We start from the raw sequence: 14022 nt of genomic DNA on the forward strand, positions 1-14022 counted from the left end.
TTTTTTCGTCATTTTGAAATGTCTCCGATTCTCATTTTTCTCTCATTATACAAGAAATACCCTATAGAATAGACCTTTTTTTAAGTGTCTATCCTATAGGGTACATTTTATCTTTCAATCTGCTTTTTTAACGTTACAGATGAATAGGAAAGTTGTAGATATGGAGGGAAAAAAGTATAGATTTCCTTTTGTTAAAGGAACTTATTCGTATTGTATAAACAGTACCGATATAAGAAAATAATAATGAACAAAGAGCATTTAAGTACATGTTGTTGCCGATGAAAATTCCTTATGTAGAAACTACCAATCCAAACTCATCCTGTCTAAAAAGATCGTTCTTTTTAGACAGGATGATGTATGAGTGTAAAAGTAGTTTACTATTTTTACACTCATACATCATGATTTTATTTGTAATAATAAACCTTTTATTTATAAAATTTAGCCTGTTCTTTTTAGAGAAGATGTTACAATGATAAGATTCTCTTAAAGGAACGGCTTTTTGTATGTAATCAACAAGATAGAAAGGAAAGATAGTAAGAATGAAAAAAAGTAAAAAAAAGTATGGCGCGATGACTTATAAAACATTGCTTGCAATCAATATTTTGTGGGTTCCATTTGCTAGCGGAACCTTTGAAGTAACGAAAGCAGCAGCAGAGTCGATAGAAAATATAGAAACAACATTAGAAGAGCGTACTTTTCTTTTGAAAGGAAAGGGGAATGTCGATCACCTTGCGAATATTCATCAGCGTGCCTTTGCATTCAGTCCATTTGAACCAACAGGGCTATACGCTAAACCAAATGAAACAATAATAATCCATGTTGAAGGAAAACAAAATATTCAAGCATATATAGGCACATATTCCTATGATGGTAATCCTAAGAAATTTTATTTGAAACCTGGGAAAAATGAAATTTCTGCTCCAAAAGGTGGAATGCTATATTTTGAAAATGCTAATCTGAATGGAGAAACAAAAGTAACTGTATCAAGTGGTGGAACGCCTATCCCATATTTCGAATTAGGAAAGCATACGAAAGAAGATTGGGATGCAATGTTAGAGAAGTTCCCTAATGCTTATGCTGTAGAATTAAAAGGAGAAAGAAGCTTATTCACAGTGACGTATAAAGCTGCTAAACAATATTTAGGAGGAAAAGATCCCTCACCGTTATTGCGTAAGCATGATGAAGCGATTCGAATTCAAGATAAAGTATCAGGAGTATCAGAGGAGTATACAGGTGTAGCACAGGCTGATACACATTACGTTCATTTTGTTGAAGATTTTAATAAAAAAGATGGTTGGATGTATGCGACAAACTATCGAACTGGATATGTTTCCGATGCTATGAAATATGTTTTAGATTTAGAACACTTTGAAAAAGATGGATGGGGACCATGGCATGAAGCAGGGCATCAAAGGCAACAAACATGGAAATGGTCTGGTTTAACCGAGGTTACGGTAAATATTTACAGTATGGCAGTGCAAAGAGCTTTTGGGAATCCTTCACGTTTAGAAGCGGAAGAACGATATAACGATATATTTCTTTATTTAATGAAGCCTCAATCAGAAAAAAATTATGATCAGATTGATAATCTTTTCGTGAAATTAGGGATGTTTTGGCAGCTAGATTTAGCTTTTGGAGATAATTTTTATCCGAAGTTGCATCAGATGTATCGTTTAACTTCACTGGAAGAATTAGGGGATGGATCGGATGAAGAGAAAAAACAACTGTTTATAACAATGGCATCCAAGGTGGCAAATCGGGATTTAACTCCTTTCTTTGAAATATGGGGTTTGATGCCGTCAGAAAAAACAAAAAATAGGATTAAACATTTACCTAAACTTCAAAAAGAAATATGGAAGGGAAGAGATTTAAGACCAGTTGTGGAAGAAAGAGTCTCAAAGTACCAAGTTCCAATGGGAGGAATACCAGTTCCAACTACAGTTGATATAGGAGCCATTAATGATATTGACGTAACAAAGCTTGTAACGAATCTTTCACCTAACGTTTATTTGACAGGGAATAGAAGTATAGATATGAGGCAATTTGACTCAGCATCTGTAACGGTTGAAATTGCTGATAAAGAAGGTAATAAGAATGCGGTTATTGTCCCTATGAAAGTAACTTATGGGGATAGTATAGTCTTTCAAGGGTTGAGTGATTGGAATAGTGCAATTATCAGTATTTCTCATGCTAATCGTCAACTGAAAGCTATTACGACGGATGTAACGAAGACAATTCATTACCGTTTTCCAGAAACATACTATTCTTTCAAAGTATATGATAAAGATACAAGACAAGAAAAGCTCTCCGTATCGACAAGCGGACAAGTGGGGGCGAAAGATTTCGTTAGTAAAATACAAAATGTAAAGTTTAACTATGGAGATATAGTCGAAGTGTTCCATAGTGAGCCTAGCAGATTGCATGTATATCATAACAATGAAAAGGTGCCTCAAGATAAGCAAACAACTAAACAATATATTATTACACCAAAAGGATTTCAAGATCCTCAAGATGTAGATTTAGCAGTTATAGATAACAAAGAAAAAGAGAAGAAAGATGAATCTGAAGTTATAGACAACAAGCAAAAAGAGAAGAAAGACGAGCCCGAAGTTATAGATAACACGAAAAATAAGAAAAAAGATGATATCTCTGGAAAATGGTATGAACACGAAATTCGTGAGCTCGCGAAAAAAGGTATTATGGCGGGAGATGGGAAAGGTTCGTATTGGCCAGAGCGCCTTGTAACACGTGCAGAATTTGCGGCGTTAATTGCGCGAGCTTTACAATTATCGGAAGGAACATCAAACTTTAAAGATCTTGGATTGGCACATCCATCATTAGTAGATGGCATAAACCGAGCAGCGGCAGCTGGTATCATTCATGGACGAGGCAATGGTATATTTGCACCAAATGATACGATTACGCGTGAAGAAGTAGTCATTATGGTAGATCGTGCCTTGCAAAGCAAAGGAATTACTGGAGCATTAAAAGAAGTTCCGTTTATAGATCAAGATGCAGCTTATGATAAAAAAGCGCTGCAACGTGTATATGGATTAGGAATTGTTAAAGGAAATGATCAAAATCAATTCTTACCAAAAGGAACGGCAAGCCGTGCGGAAGCAGCAGCATTTTTAAATCGTATGTTAAGAGTTATAGACGAAGAAAAATAATCGATTAAAGAAAACGGCATCTCTCTGCATGAGGGGCCGTTTTCTTTTTGAAGGAATTGTCTTTTCATCTTGATTTTATCTTTTTAGGCGAGAAGATACCCACCTCAAGGAATGTGGAGGGCATAGCCCAATGAGGAGGTGGAAGGCACGTTAGTCAATAAAGCGTATAAGTTTCGCCTCTATCCAAATAAAGAACAAGAGATACTAATTGCTAAAACAACCGGATGTTCTCGTTTTGTATTCAATCACTTTTTAGCGCAATGAAATGAAGCATACAAAGAAACAGGCAAAGGATTCACTTATAAACACTTGTTCTTCTCAATTAACACAACTAAAGAAAGAATGAACTTGGTTAAAAGAAGTGGATAGTATTTCGCTTCAATCCTCATTAAAAAAACTTGCTAATACATATTCACGTCCTTATTAGTAGAATATGTATCAAGCCATGCCCCTGAAGCAACTTAAAAACTATTATAAAGTAGATTGCCACCAATCCATAAAATGAACGAGACAGCAAAAGCGAGTATAAAGTGCCATTTTTTTCACGTTCGCATATAAAACCTCTTTTCTTTACCAAAAGGAAAATGATTGATTCTTTAAAAGACAAAAAATCCGATAAGTTTGTAAAGCATTTCAAGAAATAAAAATAAACAGAGCGAAGATGTCTAATGAATCGCTAGAGTATATATTTTAATCAAGTTTTTGCAGCTAGTTTGGAAAAAATCTAAAATTCCTTTAGAATAGAAATGAAGGTGATAACGATGGAAAAAGAAATTGAGCGCAAAATCAATTTATTAAATATTCTTGTTCAAGAAAAGAAGTGGTTCACGCTTTTAGAATTGGAAAAGCGGTTGAATTCTTCTAGTAAAACGATACGAAAAGATATAGTAGTGATTAATGATTTATTACCAACAGGCACAACGATACATTCTAAAAAAGGAAAAGGTGTAAAGTTATCTTTACCTCAAGATCAATCAATTTCTGAGGTGATTTCGAAACTTTTAAAACAGTCTCGAACGTTTTTAGTTCTTCAGCAATTATTAGAAGAAAGTTCAAGCACAGTTACATCTTTATCAGAAAATTTATATCTACCTATTTCTTCTACTAATACAGTGTTAAGAAGGCTTGCCAGATATATAAAGAAATTTGGTTTGTCTTTACAAAAGAAACCGTTACAAATTATAGGGAATGAGTTTCAAATTATACTTATGTTTTCTGAACGTTATTTAGAAGCTTTTATAGAAGACGAATGGCCTTTTCCAGAATATAAAGAAGAAGTGCTATTAAGTTATGTAGACTATATTGAGGAGAAACTAGGAATTCTATTTTATTCTAACGACCGAAGAAGATTAGTCTTTATTCTGGCAATTCTTTTTAAGCGAATGAATCAAGGATATAAAGTACAATTTAGTGAATGGGTTATTAAAAATACACTTGAATCTTTATATTACAAAAAAATATTTGAAGGGGAGCACATTATAAAGAAAGATGGAAATAGACCTTTACATATTGAAGAACAAGTGTTGTTAATTATCATTATTAAATTATCGAGTTATGTAAGTGAAAATGAAACAAATTCCAAAAGAGAAGAATTAACGCTTTATACAGAAGGGAAAATACAGGCTTATGTTTATATAAAGAATTTCATTGATATGTTGGAGCAAGAATTACAAATGGATTTAGCTAGTCATGAAGATTTTGTATATGGAATGATTGAGTATTGTAGAAATACATTTTATATATTAAAATTCCTTCCTAGAATAAAAGCTCCAGAAAAAGATACGTGTGCATATATAAAGAAAAACTATAAAGAAACGTTTGATTTAGTAAAAAAGGCGTATATAAAATGGGGAAAACAATTGAAACTAACAGATATTCCGGACGAAGAAGTTGCAAAAGTAACTATGAGGATTGCAGCAATAGGAAAACTCCCTAATAAAAATAGAAAAAAAGTGTTACTTCTTACAGGGGAAGGAAAAAGCTGGGAACAGTATATGAAAAGCTGTATTAATAAACGGTATGGTGATCAACTAGAGTTTATAGAAGGGAAAAATAAAAGGGTGTTACAAGGAGATATTGAAGGAATGGATGTAGACTTTATTATTACAACTGTACCGTTAAATATAACTGTAAAATCTATTGTGTATGTATCCCCTATTTTGCAAGAGCGAGATTTTTATGAAATAGGAATTTCTGTAAATCAGTAATAATTGATTTTTTAAGTGTATTTGAGTATAGAATGGGTTAGATAAAAACCTTGCCTTTTTTAGTAAAAGAGAGAATGAATAAAAAGACAAGGTTTTTATAGATCATCTCACTGCCCTAAAAAAGCGGGATCAATAGCCAGATAAAAGAATGTAAAAATATATAAAGATGGGACGGATAAATATGTATGTAACTGTAACAGATACAGCTTATAAAAAAATTATGGATACGATTCCAAACGAGACGAAATTTATGAAGTTATTTTATGATAACGAAGGGTGCGGCTGTGTAATGAGTGGAATTATTGATTTAGTAGCTGTATCTGAAAAAGAGGAACGTGATGTAGACGTTGCGTCAAATAAATTAAAATTTATCGCAGATCGTACAAAGCTTGTATTTATGGATGATAAATTGATTGTCGATTTGCATGAATCGGGTGAGTATTTTCAATTAAAGAGTCCGAGTCAATTTTATAATCCAAATATGAAACTTCATATTCGAGTGTAATGAATGAAGGAGGAGCAAAAATATGCTCCTTTTTTATGGAGTTTTTTAGATAATAAAAACGCAAAATGGATTGAAATTTCTGTATAATTATTCTTATGGGGGAGATAAGAATGAGGAGATGGGGAATTGAAGTATTAATTTTTAGCGTTGTGGTTATATGGGGCATCAATTATACGATTGCGAAATACGGGCTATTAGAATTTACAGCGATTGAATTTACAGCACTTCGGATGATGGCAGCAGCACCGCTGTTATTATTACTTACGTTTTATATTGAAAAGTCGCTCTATATAGAGAGAAGAGATATACCGAGGCTCATTATTGTCAGTGTTGTTGGCATTATACTATATCAAACATTATTTATGGAAACTGTAAAATATACATCTGCAACAAATGCTTCTTTACTCATTTCTATTTCACCTATTTTTACAACACTATTTACAATTTCGCTGAAACAAGAGAATTTTTCTATTCGAAAATTCATCGGTTCTATTATCGCTTGTGCAGGCACAGTACTTGTGTTACGAGCGGGCCATTCATTTGCCAGCTCGTTCTATGGAAATGGGATTGGGGTTATTACTTCAATATGTTGGGGGCTTTATCCAGTATTAGCGGGACCACTTATAAAAAAATATACAGCACTACGTGTCACTGCTTGGTCAGCGGTTGTTGGGGCGATTCCACTTTGTCTACTGAGTGGATGGCATGTCTTTTTATTACCATTTCAAATTGAAAAAGGAATGACATGGTTTGCGCTCTTATATTCTATTTTCTTTGTAACAGTATTTGGTTTGGTAATGTGGTATATAGGGGTTCAAAAAATCGGAGCATCCCATACGATGGTGTATATGTATATTACTCCACTTGTAGCAGTGTTATTTGCAGCGTTATGGGCAAAAGAGCATATTTCTATGCAGCAAATCATTGGTGGATGTATTATTTTTTTCGGATTATGGTTTGTGAAATTTGAAGAGCGAGCATCACAGGCAATCATATCAGAACATATATCAAAATAGGAAAACAGATCAATCGTGATCTGTTTTCCTATTTTTTTATTTTGGGAAGAAATATGAGAAAAAGAATAGCAGTAATAAGAGGGATTAAATTAAGAAACGGTATACGAAATAATGTGATGAGAATGATGCCGGGAAGAAGGACACCGAGAACAGCATAGAAGATACTGTGCTTTTTTGTGTACCAATATAAAGAAAGGCCAATAAGTGCTGGAACAATGAAATGAATAAGAGCCAATAAAAAATAAATCATCAGACGCCCCCTTTATTTATGTGCTTACTACATCATATCCATATGTTTATAGATTGATATCAATTTTTTGGGAAATGGACAGAAAAATGTTTGCAAAAACGTCAAAAAATCTTTAGGATAGGCAGTAAAAATCTTGTATAATGTTATTTTGTAAAAGTATTTTAATAACATAAACGCAGTGTTTATATGATTTTTGTAAATATAACAAATAAAATGTGATGGTATGTAGATAGAAATGAATAACAGTAAAGGAGCATAGTATGATTCGTATGTCATTAAGGGCGTTTAAAATTCAAATGTATTATTTGCTAGGTATTATGCTACTAGGATGGGCAATGACTCCATTTTCTGCACATTTTTTAGGTGTGGGAATCGGTCTACTAGTTAGTATGTATTGTGTTTGGATTTTAGGCAGACGCATTGAAAAGCTTGGGGATAGCATTGTAAAAAAAACAAAGGCACCGTCCCTTGGAATGTTTAATCGATTTGCAGCAGCGATACTGGGTGCAATTATTATGTATGAAATCGAACATCATATGGTAATGTGGGCGTTTGCTGTTGGGATTATGGGTGGTTACATCTTAATTGTCATTAATTTAGGGTATTACAGCATGAAAGATGAGCAGAAATAGATTATAAGTATAAAACGTTCCTTCTTCAAAAGAAGTGAGACACTCTGTTTGGTTTTTGAAGGTAGGATTTTATATAAAGAAAGAAGCTTACGTTTTTTATCGTAAGCTTCTTTTTTATTGTAAGTATGTGTATAACCGATAAAGTCGCATTGGGTTTTGTCGGTGAGTACGCGTAGCTTTATTTTGATTTACAACATACTTATTCATATGGGTAAGAGTCATTCTTAAGCAGTTGGACCGCCAAGGTTGATAATATCTTTTGAGACATTATCGAATTTCTTGAAGTTTTCTTTAAATTGATTAGCAAGTTCAATTGCTTTTTGCTTATAAGCAGCTTGATCAGCCCATGTTTGTTCAGGCATTAATACTTCATCAGGTACACCTGGCACATGAAGTGGAACATCTAGACCGAAGATATCATGTTTTACGGTTTCTACTTTATCCAGTTCACCGTTTAATGCAGCTTGAACCATTGCTCGAGTATAAGCTAAATTCATGCGCTTCCCAACGCCGTATTCGCCGCCAGTCCAACCAGTATTTACTAAGAATACTTTTGCATCGTGCTTTTCAATTTTTTCACCAAGCATTTCTGCATATCTTGATGCATCAAGCGGTAAGAATGGTGAACCGAAGCAAGTAGAGAATGTAGCTTGTGGAGATGTAACACCACGTTCAGTCCCTGCTAGTTTACTAGTGTAACCGCTTAAGAAATGATACATAGCTTGTTCTTTTGATAACTTACTGATTGGTGGTAATACACCAGATGCATCAGCAGTTAAGAAAATAATGGTATTTGGGTGTCCTGCAACACTTGGTAGAACGATATTGTCAATCGCATCTATTGGATATGCAGCACGTGTATTTTCTGTTAACGCTGTATCGCTATAGTCTGCAATGCGTGTTTTATCATCAACTATAACATTTTCTAATACGGATCCGAATTTAATAGCATCAAAGATTTGTGGTTCTTTTTCATGAGAAAGATTAATGCATTTTGCGTAGCAACCGCCTTCAATATTGAATACGCCATTATCAGACCATCCATGTTCATCATCACCGATTAATTTTCGATGTGGGTCAGCTGATAAAGTTGTTTTACCTGTTCCAGATAAGCCGAAGAATAATGCTACGTCGCCTTCTTCCCCTACGTTAGCAGAGCAGTGCATAGAAAGAATATCTTGTTCAGGAAGTAAGAAGTTCATAATAGAGAAAATAGATTTCTTCATTTCTCCAGCGTATTCAGTACCACCAATTAGCACAATGCGTTTTTCGAATGAAACAATAATGAATGCTTCAGAGTTTGTGCCATCAACTGCTGGATCTGCTTTAAAGTTTGGTGCAGAAACAATTGTGAATGGTGCATTATGATTTGCTAATTCCTCTTCAGTTGGACGAATAAATAATTGATGAACGAATAAATTATGCCATGCATATTCGTTTACAACTTGAATTGGCAGACGGTAGTTACGATCAGCGCCAGCAAATCCTTTAAATACAAATAGTTCTTCTTTTTCCTTTAAGTACTCTAATACTTTTGTATATAATTTATTAAAACGCTCTTCAGAAATCGGTTGATTTACAGGTCCCCAAGCGATTTTATTTGCAACCGATGGTTCTTTCACGATAAATTTATCTTTAGGAGAACGTCCTGTATATTTTCCTGTTGAAGCAGAAACAGCACCGGTAGAAGTTAGTTTTCCTTCATTTCTCATCAGTACTTTTTCCACTAACTGCGGAACGCTTAGTTGAATCTGTGCATTGCTTCCGTTCAGTAATTCATGTAATCCAATTTGGACATTCACAGTACTCATAGTTTATATACCATCCTTTTCATTTTATGAAATATTTCTCGTAATCCCCATCAAAAGTATAACACAATTATATAAATAATGTATACTATTTATTTATTTTTGTTTGTGTGAATGTATAATTTTCTTATTTATATTTTAGCGTGAAAAACTTGTAGGAATAAATGAATATTAATTGACAAATGAATAGCATTTCTTTAGTATAGGTTGGGACGGATACTCTCTTATCCCGAGCTGGCGGAGGGACAGGCCCGATGAAGCCCAGCAACCTCACTTGTACTGGTAAAAACAAGTGAATAGGTGCTAAAACCTGTGCGAGGCGAATGGTCTCGAACGATAAGAGCGAAGGGCAAAAAGCAGTATGCAAGTAGCAAACCAAACCTTTCCTCTATATAATGGGAAAGGTTTTTCTTTATACTTGTGTGGGAGAATAAATGAATGTCGCAATTTGTGGCAAGTTAAGGATGAGTTCCGTACAATATATACAATTACTGTAGGGAGGTTTACCACATGACAAAACAACGTCATCTGTTCACATCTGAGTCTGTAACTGAAGGACATCCAGATAAAATTTGTGACCAAATTTCTGATTCAATTTTAGATGCGATCTTATCAAAAGACGCAAATGCACGTGTAGCTTGTGAAACAACAGTAACAACTGGTTTAGTATTGGTAGCGGGGGAAATTACAACTTCTACGTATGTAGATATTCCAAAAATCGTTCGTGAAACAATACAAGGCATTGGGTATACTCGTGCAAAATATGGATTCGATGCAGAAACTTGTGCAGTTTTAACATCTATCGATGAACAATCTGCTGACATCGCTATGGGTGTTGACCGAGCGTTAGAAGCACGTGAAGGTCAAATGACTGATGCTGAGATTGAAGCGATTGGTGCAGGAGACCAAGGTTTAATGTTTGGTTTCGCATGTAATGAAACGAAAGAATTAATGCCACTTCCAATCTCACTTGCTCACAAATTAGCTCGTCGTTTAACGGAAGTTCGTAAAGATGAAACATTAGAATATTTACGTCCAGACGGTAAAACGCAAGTTACAGTTGAGTATGATGAAAATGGTAAACCAGTACGTGTCGACACAATTGTAATTTCTACTCAACATCATCCGGAAATTACATGGGAACAAATCGATCGCGACTTAAAAGAGCATGTAATTAAAGCTGTTGTGCCAGCAGAATTAATGGACGAAGAAACAAAATTCTTTATTAACCCAACTGGTCGTTTCGTAATTGGTGGGCCACAAGGGGATGCTGGATTAACGGGACGTAAAATTATCGTTGATACTTATGGTGGATATGCTCGTCACGGCGGTGGTGCATTCTCTGGTAAGGATGCAACAAAAGTTGACCGTTCTGCAGCGTATGCAGCACGTTATGTTGCGAAAAATATTGTAGCAGCTGGTCTTGCTGAAAAAGCAGAAGTACAGCTTGCGTATGCAATTGGTGTAGCGAAGCCAGTATCAATTTCAGTTGATACATTTGGAACTGGGAAAGTATCTGAAGAGGTACTAGTAGAATTAGTTCGTAACAACTTCGATCTTCGCCCAGCTGGCATTATTAAAATGTTAGACCTACGTCGCCCAATTTACAAACAAACAGCAGCTTACGGCCACTTTGGACGTACTGATGTAGATCTTCCTTGGGAGCGTACAGACAAAGCAGCTGACTTAAAAGAGCAAGCTGGTCTATAATATAATAAAAAAGGTTTTGCGCTTTCGCGCAAAACCTTTTTTATTTATAGTTAGGCTGTAATAGTGCAAAAAGTTCAATATCATGCCATGCCCCATTTCGAAATATCGCTTCTTTACAAGTCCCTTCATGTTGAAAGCCAAGTTTCTTATAAAGATGTATTGCCTTATCGTTAAACGAAAATACTCGTAGAGAAACGCGATGTAAGTTTAATTCTCGAAAAGCGTAGTTTAATAATAGAGTTAATGCTTCTTTACCATATCCTTGTCCCCAGTAATCTTTCTGCCCAATATCGATGATACATTCTGCGTTCTGGTTATAGGAATCAATCTGAATGAGAGAGGTAATTCCTATTGGGAGGTTGTCATTTTTCAATTCGATGATATAACTTTTGGAATTAGCTGCGTGTATGATTTGTTTGCAAAATGCTTCGGTCTCTTCGAATGAATATGTATCAAGTATAGGGCTAGTTGTTTGCATAACTTCAGGATCGTTACGCCAAAGATGATAAGTCGGAATATCGTCTTCTGATAACTTTCGTAAGCGAATTCGGTTAGATTCAAACAATTTGGAAATACCTCCTATTTCATCTCATTATTTTGTTTCGTACATACCTCAGCGCAAGCATTACAATATATTTGTCCATTCAGTTCAATATATTTTTTATATTTGTCATCCCGCTACTAGGGGTAGGCATATGAATCCATGATTTTTCATAAGATTTGATTTCTTTTTTGCAAGACTTACAAAGTATTGGCTTACTGCGGAATATTTGCAATCATCTTCTCTTTTGACGCGCTTTTCCAGCGCAAAATGCACTGCATAGTAAAAAAAACGTGGCAAAACTAATTCCGCCAATCGTTGCATGAGGTACAGCATCTTTTAACGCAAATCCTGCACTTATGGAAGCAGCAAACAAAAGAAGAAATGTTGTTGTAAGTTTTTGATAGAGTCCCATGTATATCCTCCTCATTGTGAAAATACGGTTCGATTTATAGAATGTGAAAAATAGTAATTGTGATTGAGTGAGTCGTAGAGATGATATGTGGTGGAAGAAACAATAAGATTCCTCTTTATGGATTTATATACTAATATTGTAACATATTATTTTGTGTCGTCACTACATAATGATGAAAGTGTGATGTGCTTCATATAAGCAAGGGATTGAATCGGGTATGATAAAATAAAATAGAGTTTGTTAAAAGAGGAGAATGAGCATGAGTGTAGTAGAACATAAAAAACAAGCGCCAAAAGAAGTGCGTTGTAAAGTAATTACTGTGTCTGATACACGTACAGATACAACGGATAAAAGCGGTAAGGTATTACATGAGTTATTAAGCGAAGCAGGTCATTTCGTAACTGCCTATGAAATTGTAAAAGATGATAAAGAAAGTATTAGGCAAGCTGTATTAAGTGGATATCATCAAGAAGATGTCGACGTTATTTTAACAAACGGAGGAACTGGTATTACAAAGCGCGATGTAACGATTGAAGCAGTTTCGGCATTAATAGATAAAGAGATTGTTGGATTTGGTGAGCTATTTCGCACGATTAGTTATTTAGAGGATATCGGGAGTGCAGCAATGTTAAGTAGAGCAATTGGGGGAACAATGGGCAGAAAGGTTGTCTTTGCTATGCCAGGTTCGACTGGAGCTGTGCGTCTTGCGATGAATAAATTGATTTTGCCAGAGCTCGGGCATATTATATTTGAGCTAAATCGCCAATGAAGAGCGTAGCAGGAATTGTATTAGCTGGTGGTATGTCTAGACGCTTTGGAGAACCGAAAGCCTTAGTAAGTTGGCAAGGGTATACGTTTATTGAACGGATTGTTCAAGTGATGCAGGATGTAATGCAAGATATAGTTGTCATTAGTCATGCTAGCATAAAAGAACGTGTAGCTCATTTAATAGAAGTTCCTGTTATAGAAGATATTTCTTTCTATAAAGGAGAAGGACCGCTTGCAGGAATTGTATCTGGTATGGAGCATCTTGAAGCAGAATGGTATATGATTTCACCTTGTGACACGCCGAATATTTCTAGCAAATGGATAAAACAAATAACAGGACAAATTGACGATGAGTATGAAGCGATTATTCCGATTGTTGAGGGGAGAAAGCAGCCGTTATTAGGGGCGTATCATAAGAATGTGAAAGAGAAAATTTATAAGTTATTAGACGAAGAAAAACGGAGCATGGAGCAACTTTTATCACATTGTAATGTAAAGTATGTGACGGGAGATGAATGGAATATAGAAAAAACATGGTTTGTAAATGTGAATACGAAAGAAGAATATGCAGAATTACTTACATGTAAAAAGAAATAAATGGAATGATAACAGAAAAAATGGCTGTTGTGTGTCCAAGATGGAAAAGAATAGCCTTTTAAAGAATGCGATGGATATTTTGCATTTTGGATTGTTAAATAAGGTCGTTTACGTGGATACCATCTTTTTAACATTTGTACAGGAATATGGCTCATTGTTAAGGAAACAGCTGCTGCATAATTTGTAGAATCCCTTTTGAAAAAAATAAGAAGACAAAGGACGAGTGAGATAGAGAAGATTGCATCACCGATGTGTGTAATGATACGGAAAAAGACATTTAATGTTTTTTGATCGAAATAACGGTTAATTCTTTTGAAAATGTAACACGCTATTTTATATAAGGAGCTGACAGATTTCATCTTCATGGAACATCTTCCTTCTCATTTACATATATATTGAGATG

Annotated in this window: 12 protein-coding genes, 3 pseudogenes and 1 riboswitch; of the genes and pseudogenes, 9 read left to right on the forward strand and 6 right to left on the reverse strand. The window is 34.9% G+C overall.

What is annotated here, in order from left to right; genetic code table 11:
• Positions 1-539: 539 nt before the first annotated feature.
• The 5 genes and pseudogenes from MR059_RS17235 (at position 540) to MR059_RS17255 (ending at position 6898) form a co-directional block, all read left to right on the forward strand.
• Positions 540-3170 (forward strand): M60 family metallopeptidase, encoded by a 2631-nt coding sequence (locus MR059_RS17235; protein WP_012095904.1) that lies wholly within the window; start codon positions 540-542, stop codon positions 3168-3170.
• A gap of 138 nt (positions 3171-3308) precedes the next feature.
• A pseudogene (locus tag MR059_RS17240) lies at positions 3309-3588 on the forward strand (helix-turn-helix domain-containing protein); the annotation flags it as partial.
• 343 nt (positions 3589-3931) lie between these two features.
• Entirely contained in the window at positions 3932-5377 is a 1446-nt protein-coding gene (locus tag MR059_RS17245; RefSeq protein ID WP_012095902.1) for a BglG family transcription antiterminator, read from the forward strand.
• 181 nt (positions 5378-5558) lie between these two features.
• Positions 5559-5882 carry an iron-sulfur cluster biosynthesis family protein gene (locus MR059_RS17250; protein WP_012095901.1) on the forward strand — a complete coding sequence of 108 codons (324 nt, stop codon included), beginning with the start codon at positions 5559-5561 and terminating at the stop codon, positions 5880-5882.
• Between the two features lie 110 nt (positions 5883-5992).
• A complete protein-coding gene (locus tag MR059_RS17255) occupies positions 5993-6898 on the forward strand; it encodes a DMT family transporter (RefSeq protein WP_012095900.1) in 906 nt (301 codons plus the stop codon).
• Between the two features lie 28 nt (positions 6899-6926).
• Here MR059_RS17255 and MR059_RS17260 read toward each other — a convergent pair whose 3' ends face one another.
• A complete protein-coding gene (locus tag MR059_RS17260) occupies positions 6927-7148 on the reverse strand; it encodes a hypothetical protein (RefSeq protein WP_012095899.1) in 222 nt (73 codons plus the stop codon).
• A gap of 260 nt (positions 7149-7408) precedes the next feature.
• Between MR059_RS17260 and MR059_RS17265 the strand changes: the two genes are divergently transcribed.
• Positions 7409-7780, forward strand: a complete 372-nt coding sequence (locus MR059_RS17265) for an ATP synthase subunit I (RefSeq protein ID WP_012095898.1) — start codon at positions 7409-7411, stop codon at positions 7778-7780.
• A 224-nt stretch (positions 7781-8004) separates the two neighbouring features.
• Here MR059_RS17265 and pckA read toward each other — a convergent pair whose 3' ends face one another.
• Positions 8005-9591, reverse strand: a complete 1587-nt coding sequence (pckA, locus tag MR059_RS17270) for a phosphoenolpyruvate carboxykinase (ATP) (protein ID WP_048723967.1) — start codon at positions 9589-9591, stop codon at positions 8005-8007.
• Positions 9592-9809: 218 nt separating this feature from the next.
• A riboswitch (SAM riboswitch) is annotated at positions 9810-9931 on the forward strand.
• Positions 9932-10098: 167 nt separating this feature from the next.
• Here pckA and metK point away from each other — a divergent pair.
• Positions 10099-11298, forward strand: coding sequence for a methionine adenosyltransferase (gene metK, locus MR059_RS17275; protein ID WP_012095896.1), 1200 nt, complete (start codon positions 10099-10101; stop codon positions 11296-11298).
• 40 nt (positions 11299-11338) lie between these two features.
• On the opposite strand, the gene MR059_RS17280 is transcribed toward metK, so the two are convergent.
• The 3 genes and pseudogenes from MR059_RS17280 to MR059_RS17290 all read right to left on the reverse strand — a co-directional run bounded on the left by MR059_RS17280 (position 11339) and on the right by MR059_RS17290 (position 12254).
• A complete protein-coding gene (locus tag MR059_RS17280) occupies positions 11339-11863 on the reverse strand; it encodes a GNAT family N-acetyltransferase (RefSeq protein ID WP_012095895.1) in 525 nt (174 codons plus the stop codon).
• A gap of 14 nt (positions 11864-11877) precedes the next feature.
• Positions 11878-12068, reverse strand: a pseudogene (locus MR059_RS17285) (hypothetical protein).
• 6 nt (positions 12069-12074) lie between these two features.
• Positions 12075-12254: a hypothetical protein gene (locus MR059_RS17290; RefSeq protein ID WP_041810083.1), complete on the reverse strand. Its 180-nt coding sequence runs from the start codon at positions 12252-12254 to the stop codon at positions 12075-12077.
• Positions 12255-12513: 259 nt separating this feature from the next.
• Between MR059_RS17290 and MR059_RS17295 the strand changes: the two genes are divergently transcribed.
• Both MR059_RS17295 and MR059_RS17300 read left to right on the forward strand, forming a co-directional pair.
• Positions 12514-13023, forward strand: a complete 510-nt coding sequence (locus tag MR059_RS17295; RefSeq protein WP_012095893.1) for a MogA/MoaB family molybdenum cofactor biosynthesis protein — start codon at positions 12514-12516, stop codon at positions 13021-13023.
• Positions 13020-13619, forward strand: coding sequence for a molybdenum cofactor guanylyltransferase (locus MR059_RS17300; protein WP_012095892.1), 600 nt, complete (start codon positions 13020-13022; stop codon positions 13617-13619). Before MR059_RS17295 ends, MR059_RS17300 begins: the two co-directional genes overlap by 4 nt.
• Here MR059_RS17300 and MR059_RS17305 read toward each other — a convergent pair.
• Positions 13609-13984 (reverse strand): annotated as a pseudogene (locus MR059_RS17305) (phosphatase PAP2 family protein); the annotation flags it as partial. The gene MR059_RS17300 and the pseudogene MR059_RS17305 sit on opposite strands and share 11 nt — an antisense overlap.
• Positions 13985-14022: the final 38 nt, after the last annotated feature.

The sequence above is a fragment of the Bacillus cereus group sp. BfR-BA-01522 genome (genome assembly GCF_022662635.1).
Taxonomy (GTDB): domain Bacteria; phylum Bacillota; class Bacilli; order Bacillales; family Bacillaceae_G; genus Bacillus_A; species Bacillus_A cytotoxicus.

What these genes read in the sequence shown, in the direction of transcription:
- MR059_RS17235 (WP_012095904.1), top strand. Translation starts at nt 540, where the DNA reads ATGAAAAAAAGTAAAAAAAAGTATGGCGCGATGACTTATAAAACATTG.
- MR059_RS17245 (WP_012095902.1), top strand. Translation starts at nt 3,932, where the DNA reads ATGGAAAAAGAAATTGAGCGCAAAATCAATTTATTAAATATTCTTGTT.
- MR059_RS17250 (WP_012095901.1), top strand. Translation starts at nt 5,559, where the DNA reads ATGTATGTAACTGTAACAGATACAGCTTATAAAAAAATTATGGATACG.
- MR059_RS17255 (WP_012095900.1), top strand. Translation starts at nt 5,993, where the DNA reads ATGAGGAGATGGGGAATTGAAGTATTAATTTTTAGCGTTGTGGTTATA.
- MR059_RS17260 (WP_012095899.1), bottom strand. Translation starts at nt 7,148, where the DNA reads ATGATTTATTTTTTATTGGCTCTTATTCATTTCATTGTTCCAGCACTT.
- MR059_RS17265 (WP_012095898.1), top strand. Translation starts at nt 7,409, where the DNA reads ATGATTCGTATGTCATTAAGGGCGTTTAAAATTCAAATGTATTATTTG.
- pckA (WP_048723967.1), bottom strand. Translation starts at nt 9,591, where the DNA reads ATGAGTACTGTGAATGTCCAAATTGGATTACATGAATTACTGAACGGA.
- metK (WP_012095896.1), top strand. Translation starts at nt 10,099, where the DNA reads ATGACAAAACAACGTCATCTGTTCACATCTGAGTCTGTAACTGAAGGA.
- MR059_RS17290 (WP_041810083.1), bottom strand. Translation starts at nt 12,254, where the DNA reads ATGGGACTCTATCAAAAACTTACAACAACATTTCTTCTTTTGTTTGCT.
- MR059_RS17295 (WP_012095893.1), top strand. Translation starts at nt 12,514, where the DNA reads ATGAGTGTAGTAGAACATAAAAAACAAGCGCCAAAAGAAGTGCGTTGT.
- MR059_RS17300 (WP_012095892.1), top strand. Translation starts at nt 13,020, where the DNA reads ATGAAGAGCGTAGCAGGAATTGTATTAGCTGGTGGTATGTCTAGACGC.